Origin of the sequence: Pseudomonas sp. UBA3153 (genome assembly GCF_002364635.1) — a bacterium.
GTDB lineage: Bacteria > Pseudomonadota > Gammaproteobacteria > Pseudomonadales > Pseudomonadaceae > Pseudomonas_O > Pseudomonas_O kuykendallii.
Window position 1 is genome coordinate 21,796 of the sequence record NZ_DEYR01000013.1, and the last position, 16,531, is coordinate 38,326.

14 protein-coding genes and 1 tRNA gene are annotated in these 16,531 nt (G+C 63.5%); 5 read left to right on the forward strand and 10 right to left on the reverse strand.

Going from position 1 to position 16,531, the window contains the following annotated elements; all coding sequences use genetic code 11:
* Nucleotides 1–28: 28 nt before the first annotated feature.
* The 3 genes from B2X67_RS02985 to glnA form a co-directional block, all read right to left on the reverse strand.
* Nucleotides 29–655: a DUF4124 domain-containing protein gene (locus tag B2X67_RS02985; protein ID WP_286784562.1), complete on the reverse strand. Its 627-nt coding sequence runs from the start codon at nucleotides 653–655 to the stop codon at nucleotides 29–31.
* Nucleotides 655–1,218, reverse strand: a complete 564-nt coding sequence (locus B2X67_RS02990; RefSeq protein WP_282344060.1) for a DUF4124 domain-containing protein — start codon at nucleotides 1,216–1,218, stop codon at nucleotides 655–657. The genes B2X67_RS02985 and B2X67_RS02990 overlap by 1 nt, the downstream gene beginning before the upstream one ends.
* Nucleotides 1,219–1,380: 162 nt before the next feature.
* The gene (gene glnA / locus B2X67_RS02995) at nucleotides 1,381–2,784 is read right to left on the reverse strand and encodes a glutamate--ammonia ligase (RefSeq protein ID WP_286784563.1); all 1,404 of its coding nucleotides are present in this window, start codon (nucleotides 2,782–2,784) and stop codon (nucleotides 1,381–1,383) included.
* 334 nt (nucleotides 2,785–3,118) lie between these two features.
* On the opposite strand from glnA, the gene thiI reads away from it, so the two are divergent.
* The 4 genes from thiI to fabF all read left to right on the forward strand — a co-directional run bounded on the left by thiI (nucleotide 3,119) and on the right by fabF (nucleotide 8,904).
* Nucleotides 3,119–4,573, forward strand: a complete 1,455-nt coding sequence (gene thiI, locus B2X67_RS03000) for a tRNA uracil 4-sulfurtransferase ThiI (protein ID WP_286784564.1) — start codon at nucleotides 3,119–3,121, stop codon at nucleotides 4,571–4,573.
* A gap of 150 nt (nucleotides 4,574–4,723) precedes the next feature.
* Nucleotides 4,724–6,535: a translational GTPase TypA gene (typA, locus tag B2X67_RS03005; protein ID WP_090225056.1), complete on the forward strand. Its 1,812-nt coding sequence runs from the start codon at nucleotides 4,724–4,726 to the stop codon at nucleotides 6,533–6,535.
* 167 nt (nucleotides 6,536–6,702) lie between these two features.
* On the forward strand, nucleotides 6,703–7,518 hold the full coding sequence (locus B2X67_RS03010) for an SDR family NAD(P)-dependent oxidoreductase (RefSeq protein ID WP_282344056.1): 816 nt from the start codon (nucleotides 6,703–6,705) through the stop codon (nucleotides 7,516–7,518).
* 111 nt (nucleotides 7,519–7,629) lie between these two features.
* On the forward strand, nucleotides 7,630–8,904 hold the full coding sequence (fabF, locus tag B2X67_RS03015; protein ID WP_286784565.1) for a beta-ketoacyl-ACP synthase II: 1,275 nt from the start codon (nucleotides 7,630–7,632) through the stop codon (nucleotides 8,902–8,904).
* A 53-nt stretch (nucleotides 8,905–8,957) separates the two neighbouring features.
* Here the strand turns inward: fabF and B2X67_RS03020 are convergent, their stop codons facing one another.
* The 6 genes from B2X67_RS03020 to rpsU form a co-directional block, all read right to left on the reverse strand.
* Entirely contained in the window at nucleotides 8,958–9,497 is a 540-nt protein-coding gene (locus B2X67_RS03020) for a PaaI family thioesterase (protein ID WP_286784566.1), read from the reverse strand.
* Nucleotides 9,498–9,580: 83 nt separating this feature from the next.
* Nucleotides 9,581–10,144, reverse strand: a complete 564-nt coding sequence (locus tag B2X67_RS03025) for a TetR/AcrR family transcriptional regulator (RefSeq protein WP_286784567.1) — start codon at nucleotides 10,142–10,144, stop codon at nucleotides 9,581–9,583.
* Between the two features lie 95 nt (nucleotides 10,145–10,239).
* A tRNA-Ile gene (locus tag B2X67_RS03030) sits at nucleotides 10,240–10,316 on the reverse strand.
* A 141-nt stretch (nucleotides 10,317–10,457) separates the two neighbouring features.
* Nucleotides 10,458–12,302: an RNA polymerase sigma factor RpoD gene (rpoD, locus tag B2X67_RS03035; protein WP_286784568.1), complete on the reverse strand. Its 1,845-nt coding sequence runs from the start codon at nucleotides 12,300–12,302 to the stop codon at nucleotides 10,458–10,460.
* 66 nt (nucleotides 12,303–12,368) lie between these two features.
* A complete protein-coding gene (gene dnaG / locus B2X67_RS03040; RefSeq protein WP_286784569.1) occupies nucleotides 12,369–14,315 on the reverse strand; it encodes a DNA primase in 1,947 nt (648 codons plus the stop codon).
* A gap of 148 nt (nucleotides 14,316–14,463) precedes the next feature.
* Nucleotides 14,464–14,679 (reverse strand): 30S ribosomal protein S21, encoded by a 216-nt coding sequence (gene rpsU / locus B2X67_RS03045; protein WP_010795989.1) that lies wholly within the window; start codon nucleotides 14,677–14,679, stop codon nucleotides 14,464–14,466.
* A gap of 203 nt (nucleotides 14,680–14,882) precedes the next feature.
* On the opposite strand from rpsU, the gene tsaD reads away from it, so the two are divergent.
* The gene (gene tsaD / locus B2X67_RS03050) at nucleotides 14,883–15,908 is read left to right on the forward strand and encodes a tRNA (adenosine(37)-N6)-threonylcarbamoyltransferase complex transferase subunit TsaD (RefSeq protein ID WP_286784570.1); all 1,026 of its coding nucleotides are present in this window, start codon (nucleotides 14,883–14,885) and stop codon (nucleotides 15,906–15,908) included.
* Between the two features lie 18 nt (nucleotides 15,909–15,926).
* Here the strand turns inward: tsaD and plsY are convergent, their stop codons facing one another.
* Entirely contained in the window at nucleotides 15,927–16,496 is a 570-nt protein-coding gene (gene plsY, locus B2X67_RS03055) for a glycerol-3-phosphate 1-O-acyltransferase PlsY (protein WP_090225225.1), read from the reverse strand.
* Between the last annotated feature and the right edge of the window lie 35 nt (nucleotides 16,497–16,531).

Here is a 16,531-nt window from a genome sequence, read left to right on the forward strand (position 1 = left end):
GTGCTCTTTATTGGTGCGCGGCTTTGCTTTAGATGAACGGGATGAAGGGGATGTCGCGTTTTTCCGGAGGTTTGTCCTTCAGCGGGCATTCCGGTCGCACGCCCCAGTCGTCCTTCTTGCAGGGGTTGACGTTGCGTTTCTGCGCGAGGCTCGGACGCTGTACGTGGAAGGGCTGGCTCGGCGTCCGCTCCAGAACGACGCCGGCGGCGTCGACGATTTCCACCGACAGCTGATGCGTTCCGCGGTCCTGCGCGGCGAGTGGGAACACGGGGCTGCGCGTCGGTTCGCCGACCACCTTGCCATCCAGATACAGCCGGAAACTGTGCCCGGGCAGCAGGTTCGGCTCGCTGGTCACGGTGACGATCAGCTTGCCATCGCCATCGCGAAGGGTCGCATCCGGTTCGGGAACCAGAATGCGCAGCAGGTCGTAGCGCGGCGCGGCCACCGGCGCAGTCGCGGGCGGTCGCATGTGGATCGTCGCTGGCGCCGAGGTCATCGCGTTGGGCGGCGCCAGCTCGACGCGCTTGGCGTTGTCGCCCGCCCGTGGCTGGTCGGTGAACACACGGTTCCCGGCGGCATCGACGTAGGTGTACACCTCGGCGGCCGCAGGCAGCGCGACCAGCAGCAGGACAAAAAGCAGGCGAACGTTCGGCACTAGTTGCTGGGCCTCGGTGGTGGCGGTGGGGATGGCGGTGGACGCAGCGCCGGGCTCTGGGTGTTGACCCGTTGCACGCTGAAGGTGATGGGCGCGCTCTGCTGGATCGACTGGCCGCCACTGAGGACCTGGACGGCCAGGCTGTGCTCGCCGCGATCGATGTTGCTCAGTGGCAGGCGCAGCGAGGAATAGGGAACGCCATACGGGTTGCCATCCAGCAGCAGGCGCAGCGTATGACCCGCACTCAGTTCGGGCTGCAGGATCACATCCACGCTGAAGCTGCCATTGTTGGCGCGGATGGCCTCGGTGGTGGGCACGTTCAGCTGCAGTACCGCATACGGCGGCTGATCCGCCTGCTGCTGGTCGGAGCCCTGGCTGGGGGGCGGATTGGGTGTCTGGATATCCACGGTGTTGGTCGGCGGCAGTTGGATGGTTTCCGCCTGGGTGCCGTCCGGCGGTTGGTTGGTGAACACCGTCTTGCCATTGGCATCGATGTATTTGTAGATCTGCGCGGTCGCCGGCAGGGTCAGCAAGCAGAGAAGGCAGGCAATCAACAGGCGCATCGGTGCGGCTCCGTGAGTGGACGCCTTAAGCCTTGCACCCCCGCGCCCGGCTTGCAAGGCGGATGAGCCCGAAAGCCCCGGCATCCTCCGGGCCGCGCAGAGACTTTTCGGGCGCCCATGAAAAAGGCCTCCCGAGGGAGGCCTTTCGCTGACGCTACTGGCTTAGACGCTGTAGTACAGGTCGTATTCCAGCGGGTGCACGAAGGTACGCACCTTGATCTCTTCTTCCGATTTCAGCTCGATGTAGGCATCGATGAAGTCGTCGGAGAACACGCCGCCCTTGGTCAGGAACGCGCGGCCCTTGTCCAGCTCTTCCAGGGCTTCCTTCAGGCTGCCGCAGACCTGCGGGATCTGGCTCGCCTCTTCCGGCGGCAGGTCGTACAGGTTTTTGTCGGCGGCATCGCCGGGGTGGATCTTGTTCTGGATACCGTCCAGCCCGGCCATCAGCAGTGCAGCGAAGGCCAGGTACGGGTTGGCAGCCGGATCCGGGAAGCGCGCTTCGATGCGGCGGGCTTTCGGGCTGTTGACGTACGGGATACGGATCGAGGCGGAACGGTTACGGGCCGAGTAGGCCAGCATGACCGGTGCTTCGAAGCCCGGGACCAGACGCTTGTAGGAGTTGGTCGACGGGTTGGTGAAGCCGTTCAGTGCCTTGCCGTGCTTGATGATGCCGCCGATGAAGAACAGGGCGGTGTCGGACAGGCCGGCATAGCCTTCGCCAGCGAAGGTGTTCTTGCCTTCTTTGGAGATCGACAGGTGGACGTGCATACCCGAACCGTTGTCGCCGTACAGCGGCTTCGGCATGAAGGTAGCGGTCTTGCCGTAGGCGTCGGCGACGTTGTGCACGCAGTACTTCAGGGTCTGCACTTCGTCGGCCTTGGCGACCAGGGTGTTGAACAGCACGCCGATTTCGTTCTGGCCGGCAGTCGCCACTTCGTGGTGGTGAACTTCGACCTTCAGGCCCATCTCTTCCAGTGCGTTGCACATGGCGGTACGGATTTCGTGGTCGTGGTCGACCGGCGGTACCGGGAAGTAGCCGCCCTTGACGCCCGGACGGTGACCTTTGTTGCCGCTTTCGAAATCACCGTCGGTGTTCCAGGAAGCCTGCTCGGAGAAGATCTTGAACATCGAGCCGGAGATGTCCGACTTGAACTTCACTTCGTCGAATACGAAGAATTCCGGCTCCGGACCGACGAACACCTTGTCGCCGATACCGGTGGACTTGAGGTATTCCTCGGCGCGGCGAGCGATGGCGCGCGGGTCGCGGTCGTAGCCTTGCATGGTGCTCGGCTCGATGATGTCGCAGACCAGGATCAGGGTCGGCTCTTCGGTGAACGGATCGAGCACGGCGGTGGTGTCATCGGGCATCAGGATCATGTCGGAGGCTTCGATGCCTTTCCAGCCGGCGATGGAGGAGCCATCGAACATCTTGCCGTACTCGAAGAAATCGTCGTCCGCATCGCGTGCCGGCATGGTGACGTGTTGCTGCTTGCCCTTGGTGTCGGTGAAGCGCAGATCAATCCACTTCACATCGTTATCTTTGATCAGTTGAAGCGACTTCGACATGTTGTCCTCCAGGTGAAAGGCTGGGAGCGGTTGGCATACCCCCAGTATCAGTTGATGCCGGGGCAGGGATACTCCGCCAGGGCAACCTGCCTCACAAGGGAGCAATTAGCATGCCAGCGCCCCGAAATGGTAACGACCCCGAAACACGTGATTTTTCAGGGGGTCAAAGGCAATTTGAGGAGGGTGTGCGCCTTTAATTGGTGCGTGATGTTTTTTGTTTGCATTGTATTGGTGCGTATCTAAGTAGGCTGATAATCACTGATTAAACCTTGAGCAATTTTCCGCTATAATCCGCCCCCCTCTTTTTCGGCTGCTTCGTGCACGCGCTGTTTCCATGAAACTCATCGTCAAGGTCTTCCCGGAAATCACCATCAAAAGCCGGCCGGTGCGCAAGCAGTTCATCCGCCAGCTGGCGAAGAATGTGCGCACGGTTCTGCGCGACCTGGATGCCGACGTCAGTGTGGAAGGCGTGTGGGACAACCTCGAGCTGCTGACCCGTGTGGAGGACCCGAAGGTCCTGCGCCAGATCATCGAGCGGCTGACCTGCGTTCCGGGCATCACCCATTTTCTTGAAGTGCACGAATACCCGCTGGGCGATTTCGACGACGTGCTGGAGAAGTGCAAGCTGCATTTCGGTGACCAACTGGCTGGCAAGGTCTTCGCCGTGCGTTGCAAGCGCGCCGGCAAGCACAGCTTCACCTCGATGGAGATCGAGCGCTACGTCGGCAGCCAGCTGCGTCAGCAGTGCGGTGCCGCCGGCATCTCGCTGAAGCAGCCGGAAGTCGAAGTGCGCATGGAGATTCGCCACGAACGCCTGTTCGTCATCCATCACCAGCACAATGGCATCGGCGGTTACCCGCTGGGCTCGCTGGAGCAGACGCTGGTACTGATGTCCGGCGGATTCGACTCCACGGTGGCGGCCTACCAGATGATGCGTCGCGGCCTGCTCACGCACTTCTGCTTCTTCAATCTTGGCGGTCGTGCCCACGAGCTGGGCGTGATGGAAGTCGCTCATTACCTGTGGGACAAGTTCGGCAAATCGCACCGGGTGCTGTTCATCAGCGTGCCGTTCGAGGAAGTGCTCGGCGAGATTCTGGAGAAGGTCGACAACAGCCAGATGGGCGTGGTGTTGAAGCGCATGATGCTGCGCGCCGCCACGCGCCTGGCCGAAGATTTGCAAATCGATGCGCTGGTGACCGGCGAGGCGATTTCCCAGGTGTCCAGCCAGACGCTGCCGAATCTCTCGGTGATCGATTCGGCCACCGACATGCTGGTGCTGCGCCCGCTGGTCGCGGCGCACAAGCAGGACATCATCGATACCGCCTGTGAAATCGGCACCGCCGAGTTCGCCAAGCACATGCCGGAATACTGCGGCGTGATCTCGGTAAACCCGACCACCCGCGCCAAGCGGGCGCGTATCGAATACGAAGAAAAGCAGTTCGACATGGCGATTCTCGAGCGGGCGCTGCAGCGTTCGCGGCGGATGACCGTGGACCGGGTGATCGACGAGCTGGGGCAGGACGTCCAGGTCGAGGAGATCGCCCAGGCGCTGCCGGGGCAGGTGGTGATCGACATCCGTCACCCCGACGACCAGGAAGAGGCGCCGCTAGAACTGTCCGGCATCGAAGTGCGCAACCTGCCGTTCTATGCCGTCAACAGCAAGTTCAAGGAACTGGATGAAAATCGCCAGTACCTGCTGTACTGCGACAAAGGCGTGATGAGCCGCCTGCACGCTCACCATCTGCTCAGCGAGGGGCATGCGAATGTACGTGTTTATCGCCCGTCTTAAGCAGCCTGGGCTGTTCGGCGGCAGTATCCGCCACCGCCCTCCCGACGCCTGAGCCCTACCGTTTCAGGCCCCGTTTCCGTGATCGGCGACGGGGAAAGCACGCTTCCAGCCCGGACCTTCAGCCCGGTGCCACAAACGAGATATAGAACTGTGATCGAGAATCTCCGCAACATCGCCATCATCGCCCACGTTGACCATGGCAAAACCACCCTGGTGGACAAACTCCTGCGCCTGTCCGGCACCCTGGACCGCAAAGAGCTCGAAAGCGAGCGCGTGATGGACTCCAACGACCAGGAAAAAGAGCGCGGCATCACCATTCTCGCGAAGAACACCGCGCTGAAGTGGAACGGCTACGACATCAACATCGTCGACACCCCCGGCCACGCCGACTTCGGTGGTGAAGTCGAGCGCGTGATGTCGATGGTCGACTCCGTGCTGCTGGTGGTCGACGCCCAGGACGGCCCGATGCCGCAAACCCGTTTCGTGACCCAGAAGGCGTTCAAGGCCGGCCTGCGTCCGATCCTCGTGGTGAACAAGATCGACCGTCCGGGCGCGCGTCCGGACTGGGTCATCGACCAGATCTTCGACCTCTTCGACAACCTCGGCGCCACCGACGAGCAGCTCGACTTCCCGATCGTCTACGCCAGCGCCCTGAACGGCATTGCCGGTCTCGATCACGAGAAGATGGACGACCACATGGATGCCCTGTTCCAGGCCATCGTCGACCACGTTCCGCCGCCGAAGGTCGATATCGACGGCCCGTTCCAGATGCAGATCTCGCAGCTGGACTACAACAGCTTCCTCGGCGTCATCGGCATCGGCCGTATCGCTCGCGGCAAGGTCAAGACCAACACCCCGGTCGTCGCCATCGGCGCCGACGGCAAGAAACGTCAGGGCCGCATCCTGAAGATCATGGGGCACTCGGGCCTGCACCGTGTCGAAGTCGCCGAGGCCCAGGCCGGTGACATCGTCTGCGTCAGCGGCATGGACGAGCTGTACATCTCCGACACGCTTTGCGACCTGCAGGCCGTCGAAGCCCTGCCGCCGCTGTCCGTCGACGAGCCGACCGTTTCCATGACCTTCCAGGTCAACGACTCGCCGTTCTGCGGCAAGGAAGGCAAGTTCGTCACCAGCCGCAACATCAAGGAGCGCCTTGAGAAGGAGCTGCTGCACAACGTCGCCCTGCGCGTCGAGGAAGGCGATTCGGCCGACAAGTTCAAGGTCTCCGGCCGTGGCGAGCTGCACCTCTCCGTACTGATCGAAACCATGCGCCGCGAAGGCTTCGAGCTGGCCGTCGGCCGTCCGGAAGTGGTGATCAAGGAAGTGAATGGCGAGAAGCAGGAGCCCTACGAGAACGTCATCATCGACATCGAAGAGCAGCACCAGGGTCCGATCATGGAGCAGATGGGTCTGCGCAAGGCTGACCTGACCAACATGGTTCCGGATGGCAAGGGTCGTATCCGCCTGGAATACACCGTGCCGGCACGTGGCCTGATCGGTTTCCGTAACGCCTTCCTGACCATGACCTCCGGCAGCGGCGTGCTGACCAGCACCTTCAGCCACTACGGTCCGATCAAGGTCGGCGACGTCGGCCACCGCCTCAACGGCGTGCTGGTTTCGATGGCCACCGGCAAGGCGCTGACCTATTCGCTGGAAACCCTGCAGGATCGCGGCAAGCTGTTCCTCGAGCCTGGCCAGGACATCTACGAAGGCCAGCTGTGCGGCATCAACAGCCGTGACAACGACCTGGTGATCAACCCCACCAAGGGCAAGAAGCTCGACAACATGCGCGCTTCGGGCAAGGACGAAACCATCGCCCTGGTTCCGCCGATCAAGTTCACCCTGGAGCAGGCGCTGGAATTCATCGACGACGACGAGCTGGTCGAAGTGACGCCGAAGTCGATCCGTCTGCGCAAAAAGTTCCTCAACGAAAACGACCGCAAGCGCGCCAGCAAAAGCTGATAGCGCTCGTGTTTGACGACGAAGGCGCCTTATGGCGCCTTTTTCGTTTCCGGATTTCCATTTTCACTTACTCGTATGGCCGTTTGGTGAGTGCTCATCAAAGGCTTGGCGATCATTAGATTATGGTATTAATATAAGCTCACGATCTCTTACTTGCGGAGCAACACATGAGCGTCCCTTCACGAAAAGGCGTGGCACTGGTTACCGGAGCTTCCAGCGGAATCGGCGCCGGCTATGCGCAACGTCTCGCTCAACGCGGCTACGATCTGCTGCTGGTGGCGCGCGACGAGCAGCGCCTGAATGCGCTTGCTGCGCGTCTGGGCAGCGAGACCGGGGTGAAGGTCGAGGTGCTGCGCGCCGACCTGACCGACAAGGCGGATCTGCTGCGCGTCGAGCAGCGCCTGCGCAGTGACGACTCGATCAGCCTGCTGGTGAACAACGCCGGCATCGCCGTGAAGGGTACGACGCTGGAAACCAATCTGGACGCCTTCGAGCAGATGGTCCAGCTCAACGTGGTCGCCCTGACGCGGCTGGCGATGGCCGCCGGCACGCGTTTCGGTGCGGCTGCCGGCGGCACGCTGATCAACATCGCCTCGGTGCTGGCGCTGGCGCCGGAGTTGTTCAACGGCCCCTACAACGCCACCAAGGCTTATGTGCTCAGCCTCACCCAGAGCCTGCAGAACGAGCTGGTGCCGCTGGGCGTTCGCGTCCAGGCGGTGCTGCCGGGAGCGACCCGGACGGAAATCTGGGAGCGTGCCGGGCTGGACGTGGACGGCTTCCCGGCGAGCATGGTGATGGAAACCATGGAGATGGTCGATGCCGCGCTGGCCGGTCTCGATCTGGGCGAGAACGTCACCATCCCTGCGCTGCCGGACGTTGCCGACTGGGAGGCGTTCGCTGCCGCGCGCCTGAAGTTGATGCCCAACCTGTCGCTGAGCCAGGCCGCCAAGCGCTACAAGTCGACGGGCGAAGACGCCGCCTGAAGTTCCCCCGGACGCTGTGGGTACGCAGCGCCTTTACGCCTGCCGTGAACCTTTGCGGCGGGTTTTTTATTATCTGGGTGCCCGTTTTTTCCGGCGCCCCGGAGGCTGGATATGACTGCAACGAGAATCGTGGTGACCGGCATGGGGTTGGTCTCGCCGCTGGGTTGTGGGACCGAAATCGTCTGGCGCCGCCTATTGGCCGGTCAGTCGGGCATCAGGCGGCTGCCTGACGATGTCGTTGCCGACCTGCCTACAGCGATTGGCGGTGCGGTGCCGACGTTGGGGGAAGACCCCGAGGCCGGGTTCGATCCGGAGCGCGCCGCGCCAGCCAAGGAACGCAAGAAAATGGATCGCTTCATCCTGTTTGCCCTCGCCGCCGCCCGCGAGGCGCTGGAGCAGGCGAACTGGTTCCCGCAAAGCGCTGCGCAGCAGGAGCGCACGGCGACTATCATCGCATCTGGTATCGGCGGTTTCGGCACCATCGCCGAAGCGGTGAGGACGACCGACAGCCGGGGGCCGCGGCGCCTCTCGCCGTTCACCATTCCGTCCTTCCTGGTCAATCTCGCGGCGGGTCACCTGTCCATCCAGCATGGCTTCAAGGGGCCGCTGGGTGCGCCGGCCACCGCGTGCGCGGCGGGCGTGCAGGCGATCGGCGATGCGGCGCGGATGATTCGCGCGGGTGAGGTGGACATCGCCGTGTGCGGTGGCGCTGAGGCAGCGATCGACCGTGTCAGCCTGGGCGGTTTCGCCGCGGCCCGGGCACTTTCGAGCGATTTCAACGAGACGCCCGAGCGCGCCTCGCGCCCCTTCGACCGTGATCGCGACGGCTTCGTCATGGGTGAGGGTGCCGGTGTGCTGGTGATCGAGTCGCTCGAACATGCGCTGTCCCGGGGCGCGCTGCCGATCGCCGAACTGGTCGGCTACGGCACCAGTGCCGATGCCTATCACCTCACCGCCGGGCCGGAAGATGGCAATGGCGCACGTCGCTCGATGGAGCTGGCGCTGCGCCAGGCGGACATCGCGCCCGCGCAGGTGCAGCACCTCAACGCCCACGCCACCTCGACACCGGTCGGTGACAAGGGCGAGTTGGCGGCGATCAAGGCGCTGTTCGGCGCGAAAGGCGGTATTGCGGTGACGTCTACCAAGTCCTCCACCGGCCATCTGCTCGGCGCTGCCGGCGGTATCGAGGCGATCTTCACCGCCCTGGCGCTGCGCGATCAGAAGGTCCCGGCGACGCTCAACCTGGAGCACGTCGACGAGGCGGCGCAGGGTGTCGACATCGTTCACGGAGCGGCGCGCCGGATGCGCATCGAGCATGCGCTGTCCAATGGCTTCGGTTTCGGCGGAGTGAATGCCAGCGTGCTGTTCAAGCGCTGGCAGGGTTGAGGCGGGAGCCGGTATCGATCGCTCGGTGAGGTGATCGATACCGGCAAGCTCCGTCAGCCTCGGGGGCCGAGGATCATGCAGGTCGTGGTGCCGGTGGCGTAGAGGCGGTCGTCCACGTCGTAGATGCGGCCTTCGGCGAGGGCGATGGTGCGGCCGATGTGGACGATCGTGCCTTCCGCCCGGACCGGTCCGGTATCGCTGGTCAGCGCGCGTACATAACTGATGCGCAGATCGACGGTGGTATAGGCCTGGCCTTTCTTCAATCCGGTGTGCACCGCGCAGCCCATGGCGGAGTCCAGCAGCGTCGCGGCGTAGCCTCCGTGCACGCTGCCGAGCGGGTTGTAGTGACGCTTCCCCGGCGTGCCCTGGAAGACAAAGCGCCCCTCGGACCATTCGATGGGGTAGAAACCTATCAGGTCGCCGATGGCCGGGCTGGGGAAGTCGCCGCTGCCTATGCCGGCAAGGTAGTCCGTCGGTGCCAGTTCGAGCAGATGCTCGATGCTGGTGCTGCCGGGCGCGGCGAGGCGAGCACGCATGGCGGCCTCCACGGCATTCCACTCCTCGATTTTGCGGGTTCGTTCGGCTTCGTTCATGGCTGTTCCTTTATTGGTTTTGTATGACGGTCAACATGCTGTTGCGCAAGGGCTCGCTCTCCTGTGAGAGCAAGCGGGGGCATTCAGTCGCGGGGGTCGCAGGTCTGCTCGATGAGCCAGTCGCGGGTCGTGTCGAGGATGCGTTCGGACAGCTCGGGATCCACCACGCTGCGCGAGATCATCAGCGCGCCGAGCATGGCGCAGAAGGTGCCGATGCTGTCGCGTTCGGCCCGGGCGCCACCGATCTTGCCTTCGAGATTCGCCAGGCGGTCGCGCACCAGTTCGTCGGTCGTGCTGCTGGGTTGGCCGCGCTGGCCCAGCTCGGAGGACATGGTCGGCAGCGGGCAGCCCTTGCCGGGATTGTCGCGGTGCGCGGTGGACAGGTAGCCGGTGATCAACGTGCGCAGGTCGCCGCTCAGGGTGCTGTTCTGGGCGCTGTTCAGATTGCTGGATGCCGCGCGAAGCGCTTCTTCGACCAGTTCGTCCTTCGACTTGAAGTGCGCATAGAAGCCGCCGTGGGTCAGCCCCAGCGCCTTCATCAGGGGCTGCAGGCCGGTGGCGCCGATGCCGTCGCGGCGGAACCGCTCGGAGGCTTCGTCAATGATGCGCTGATGGGTGCGCGCCTTGTGGTCTTCCGAATATCGCACGGACATGCCTCCGCTTAGATTGTGACCGTAATTTAACACGGAATAGGCTGTGTGCGAAAAGCAGGAAGCGGTGTTTTCGGCGGGTGCTGGAGAAATGGTGGGCCTTCCCGGGCTCGAACCGGGGACCGAGCGATTATGAGTCGCGCGCTCTAACCAACTGAGCTAAAGGCCCTTGTAGCGATGCCGGCGACCTATGTCGCTCGGCTGTGGTGCAGGTCGCCCGTGAGGGCCGGCGGATTATAGGGCGCGCGTCGCCACGCGCCAAGCCATTGAGCAGAAAGCAAAACCCCAGCTTGTGGCTGGGGTTCTGTTGTTACTCGTCGAGGAACGAACGCAGATGCTCGCTTCGCGACGGGTGGCGCAGCTTGCGCAGCGCCTTGGCTTCGATCTGGCGGATACGCTCGCGGGTGACATCGAACTGCTTGCCGACTTCCTCGAGGGTGTGGTCGGTATTCATGTCGATGCCGAAGCGCATGCGCAGCACCTTGGCTTCGCGAGCGGTCAGCCCGGAGAGCACTTCGCGGGTCGCTTCCTTGAGGCTTTCCACGGTCGCCACGTCGATCGGCGACTGCATGCTGGAGTCCTCGATGAAGTCGCCCAAGTGCGAGTCTTCGTCGTCGCCGATGGGCGTTTCCATGGAGATCGGCTCTTTGGCGATCTTCAATACCTTGCGGATCTTGTCCTCGGGCATCTCCATGCGCTCCCCCAGCTCTTCCGGAGTGGGCTCGCGACCCATCTCCTGCAGCATCTGGCGGGAGATGCGGTTGAGCTTGTTGATCGTCTCGATCATGTGCACCGGAATACGGATGGTGCGGGCCTGGTCGGCGATCGAGCGGGTGATCGCCTGGCGAATCCACCAGGTGGCGTAGGTCGAGAACTTGTAGCCGCGACGGTATTCGAACTTGTCCACCGCCTTCATCAGGCCAATGTTGCCTTCCTGGATCAGATCGAGGAATTGCAGGCCGCGGTTGGTGTACTTCTTGGCGATCGAGATCACCAGGCGCAGGTTCGCCTCGACCATCTCTTTCTTGGCGCGACGAGCCTTGGCCTCGCCGATGGACATGCGACGGTTGACGTCCTTGATCTCGGCGACGGTCAGTTCGGCTTCGTCCTGCAGCGCGGCCAGCTTGCGCTGGGCGCGGACGATGTCGTCCTGCAGACGGCCGATGGCTTCGGCGTACTTGCTCTTGCCCTTGGCCAGTCCGGCGGCCCAGGTTTCATCGGTTTCATGGCCGGGGAACTGGCGCAGGAAGTCGGCGCGCGGCATGCGGGCATCGCGAACGCACAGCTGCATGATCGCGCGTTCCTGCTGGCGAACAAGATCCAGGGCGCCACGGACGCGGCTGACCAGCACTTCGAACTGCTTCGGAATGACCTTGATCGGCATGAACAGCTCGGCCAGGGCCTGCAGTTCGGCGACGGCCTGCTTGCTTGCGCGGCCGTGCTTCTTCAGGGCTTTCTTGGCCTTGTCCAGCTGTTCGGAAACGGCGGTGAAGCGGCGCAGCGCTTCCTCCGGGTCCGGGCCGCCGTCGCCTTCTTCCTCGTCATCGCTGTCGCTATCGTCCTCTTCCTCGTCGTCCTTGGCGGCAGCAGCGTCGGTTTGCGGCTGCACGGGCTCGACTTCCTCGCCCGGCGCGCTGCCGTCATCGGGATCGATATAGCCACTGAGGACGTCGGACAGGCGGCCACCTTCGCTGGTGACGCGCTGGTACTCGCCGAGGATGTAGTCGACGGTGCCGGGAAAGTGGGCAATTGCGCCCATGACTTCGCGGATGCCTTCCTCGATGCGTTTGGCGATTTCGATCTCGCCTTCGCGGGTCAGCAGTTCCACGGTGCCCATTTCGCGCATGTACATGCGCACCGGGTCGGTGGTACGGCCGATGTCGGTTTCCACGGCAGCGAGAGCGGCAGCGGCTTCTTCAGCGGCGGCTTCGTCGGTGTCGGCTTCGGCCAACAACAGGGCATCCGCATCCGGAGCACTCTCGAATACGTTGATCCCCATGTCGTTGATCATGCGGATGATGTCTTCCACCTGTTCCGGATCGGAAATATCCTCCGGCAGGTGGTCGTTGACCTCCGCGTAAGTCAGGTAACCCTGCTCACGACCGCGTGCGATCAACTCTTTCAAACGAGACTGCTGTTGCGCTTTTCCGGACATAACACCCTATCCACTTAGGTCTTGGCGGGCAAAAAATAAGCTGAGCATTATAGCTGAGCCTTGACCTCACGCGCCAGTTGAGGTCGGGGAGACGGGAGATGCATTTCGACTGAGCAGGTCCCGAAGCTGGTCTTTCTCTTCGGCGGTCAACTCACTTTGACGTGCTTTACGAAGCAGGTGTTCGAGGCTTCGCTCGCGTTGGCGGGCTGCAAGCCTAGTTATAGTGTCGAAAAACTGTTGTTCAAGGTTATCGGCCGAAATCAGCCATTCCTTCTCGGCCAGTGCGCGCAACAGTCGACCCTGTTCGGTGCCGTGCCAGCGCGCGATCAATTGCAGCGAGCGCAGCTTGGGATTCTTCTGCATCGCTTCGAGCAGTGATACCAAAAGCTGCGCATATGTGTCGTCTTCTGCGGCGAAGTGACTGGCATCTTCGACCTTGTGTGCGAGCTGCGGATGGTGAAGAAGCGTCCGCAGTGCGGTCAGCGTCGGTGATTCGACGGCGGTTGGAATGCGCGGGCCGCGCGGTTTCGGCTCCCCCTTGCGTCCATCCTTCTTCCAGTCCTTCTTGCCATCCCACTTCTTTTTCTCGCCCGAGCCTGGGTTGGGCCTCTCGAAAGTGGCCGGCTCGTAATCGTGTTCGTGCGCCGGCCTGGCTTCGTAGTAGACGCTGCCGTCGTCCAGCGGTGGCGGCCTGTCGGCCGCGGGGGCACTGTGCGCCATGTGCTGTAATGCATCGCCCTGCAGGCCGGTGATCTCGCTCAGACGCTGGCGCATCAGCGCGCGCAGGTTGGCACCGGGAATCTTTTCGATCAACGGTGCCGCGAGGGTGGCCAGATGGGCCTTGCCTTCGAGCGAGCGCGGGTCGGCTTCATCGGTCAACTGCTGGAAGAAATAGTCCGCCAGCGGTTGCGCATGCTGGTTGATGCGCGCGTGGAACGCGTCGGTACCTTCGGCGCGCACCAGGCTGTCCGGGTCCTCTCCCTCGGGGAGGAACAGGAAGCGCGCCCGGCGTCCGTCCTGCAGGCTCGGCAATGCCGATTCGAGGGCGCGCCAGGCGGCCTTGCGCCCGGCGGAGTCGCCGTCGAAGCAAAACAGCACGTTGGGCACCAGGCGAAACAGTCGCTTGATGTGCTCCTCGCTGGTCGCGGTTCCGAGGGTGGCGACGGCGTTGCGCAGGCCCTGCTGGGCCAGCGCGATGACGTCCATGTAGCCTTCGACCACCATGATTTCGTGTAGGTCGCGGTTGTTCTGGCGCGCTTCGTAAAGGCCGTACAGCTCCTGGCCTTTGTGGAATACCGGCGTCTCCGGGGAGTTCAGGTATTTCGGCTTGTCGTCACCGAGCACCCGGCCGCCGAAGGCGATCACGCGTCCGCGGCTGTCGCGGATGGGGAACATCACCCGATCGCGGAAGCGGTCGTAGCGCTTGCCGGTTTCGGCGTTCTCGATCAGCAGGCCGGCATCGATCATGGTCTTCTGCTGCAATGCATCGCCGCCGAAGTGCTTGAACAGGTTGTCCCAGCCGGGCGGGGCGAATCCCAGGCCGAAGTCGCGGGCGATCTCGCCGGTCAGCCCGCGTCCCTTCAGATAGGTGACTGCAGCCTTGCGCGTGGGGTGGCTTTTCAGCGCCTGACGATAGAACTCCGCCGCGGCCGCGAGCAGCGGGTAGAGCGGCGAGTCGGTGGGCTGACGGGCTTTTTGGCCGCGGCCGCCTTCCTCGCGCGGCACTTCCATGCCGGCACGCTTCGCCAGATCCTCGACGGCCTGGACGAAGTCCAGGTGGTCGTGGTCCATGACGAAGCCCAGGGCGTTGCCGCCAGCGCCGCAGCCGAAGCAGTAGTAGAACTGCTTGTCCGGACTGACCGTGAAGGACGGCGTCTTTTCCTTGTGGAACGGGCAGCAGGCGCTGTAATTCTTCCCGGTCTTCTTCAGCGAGATGCGCGAGCTCACCACGTCGACGATGTCGGAGCGGTTGAGCAGATCATCGATGAACGACTGGGGGATCAGTCCGGCCATGGGTGCGTCGGGCGCTCGCTATCAGCGGTGGGCGAAAGCGAAAAAACTCCGACCATCGCCAATCGGCGAAGCGGAGTCTGTCGGCGCTTGAAAAGCAAAGCCCGGCAGAAGCCGGGCAATGCGGGGCGTCAGCGGCGCAGGCTGTAACTCAGTACAGGCGCTCGCGACGGCGCTGTTCGCGCTGCACTTTCTTGGCGTGACGCTTGACTGCAGCGGCAGCCTTGCGCTTGCGCTCGGAAGTGGGCTTCTCGTAAAACTCGCGGCTGCGGACTTCAGCCAGTACACCGGCTTTTTCGCAGGAGCGCTTGAAACGACGCAGGGCTACGTCGAAGGGTTCGTTCTCTTTAACTTTGACGGCGGGCATCCAGGTCGTACCTTCATTAATACCGGTGGTGGAACGCTCTCCCGGCAATCGGCTCTGGGAGTACGTCGGTTTTCAAGGGTTGCGGATAGTAACGTCTCATGCCGCAGAATGCAAAGCCCTTCAGTCGAAAAGCGCTGGTCTGCCCTCGGGGCGGCGATTATCATGCGCGCCTTCGAATTTGCCTAGCGGGAAGCTCACTGCCCATGCGCGTGCTGGGATTGGAAACCTCTTGCGACGAGACCGGTGTCGCGCTCTACGACAGCGAGCGCGGTCTGCTAGCCGACGCGCTGTTCAGCCAGATCGACCTGCACCGCGTCTACGGTGGCGTGGTCCCCGAGCTGGCCTCGCGCGACCACGTCAAGCGCATGCTGCCGCTGATCCGCCAAGTTCTCGCCGAGGCCGACTGCGGCACCGGGCAGATCGATGCGATCGCCTACACCGCCGGCCCCGGCCTCGTCGGTGCGCTGCTGGTCGGCGCTTCCTGCGCTCAGGCGCTGGCGTTCGCCTGGGGCATTCCGGTGCTGGGCGTGCACCATATGGAAGGTCACCTGCTGGCTCCAATGCTGGAGGAGCAGCCCCCCGAATTTCCGTTCGTCGCCTTGCTGGTTTCCGGGGGACATACCCAACTGGTTCGCGTCGACGGCATCGGTCGCTACCAGTTGCTTGGCGAGTCCCTCGACGATGCGGCGGGCGAGGCGTTCGACAAGACCGCCAAGCTGATGGGCCTGAACTATCCGGGTGGGCCGGAAATCGCCCGGCTGGCCGAGGCCGGTACGCCGGGCCGGTTCACCTTTCCGCGGCCGATGACCGATCGCCCCGGCCTGGATTTCAGCTTCAGCGGGCTGAAGACCTTCGCCCTGAATACCTGGCAACACTGCCGAGCCTCTGCTGACGACGGCGAGCAGACGCGCGCCGATGTGGCGCTGGCGTTCCAGCAGGCGGTGGTCGACACGCTGACCATCAAGTGCCGCCGCGCCCTCAAGCAGACCGGCCTGAACAGCCTGGTGATCGCCGGCGGCGTCAGTGCCAACCAGGCCCTGCGCGAGTCGCTGGAGCGCATGCTCGGCGAATTCGGCGGCCATGTGTTCTATGCCCGGCCGCGGTTCTGTACCGATAACGGCGCGATGATCGCCTATGCCGGCTGCCAGCGGTTGCTTGCCGGGCAGCAGGACGGTCCGGCGATCAAGGTGCACGCGCGTTGGCCGATGGAGTCCCTGCCGGCGATTTGATCGGCGTTTTCAAACCGTTCAGAAGTGCCGTTCGCGGCCGCCGAACAGGTCGCGCAGGTTGCCGCGATGGCGCCAGACGATCAGCGCGCAGAGTGCGCTCATCGGCAGCAGGGCGCCGGGTTGCTGCCAGGCCAGCAGTGGCAGCGTCAGCGGCGTGGCCACCAGCGCGGCCAGCGAACTGATGCGGGTGAGGGCGAACGTCAGCAGCCAGGCGGCTGCGGCGAGCAGCGCTGCCGGTGGATAAAGACCGAGCAGCATGCCGGCGGCGGTGGCGACGCCCTTGCCGCCACGAAACCCGAAATACAGCGGATACAGGTGCCCGACCACCGCTGCCAGGCCGATCCAGGCTTGCTGCTGGACGGAGAAGCCGAGCAGCTTGACGATCAATACCGGCAGGCAGCCCTTGAGCAGATCGCCAAGCAGGGTGAGGATGGCCAGGCGTTTGCCGGCCACACGCAGCATGTTGGTGGCGCCCGGGTTGCCCGAGCCGCTGGCGCGAGGGTCCGGGCCGCCGGCCACGCGGCTGAGCAGAATGGCGAAGGACAGCGAGCCGAGCAGGTAGGCGAGGGCCGCCAACAGCCAAAACATGGTATCCATCCCGGGGCGAGAGAGTCCCGATTCTA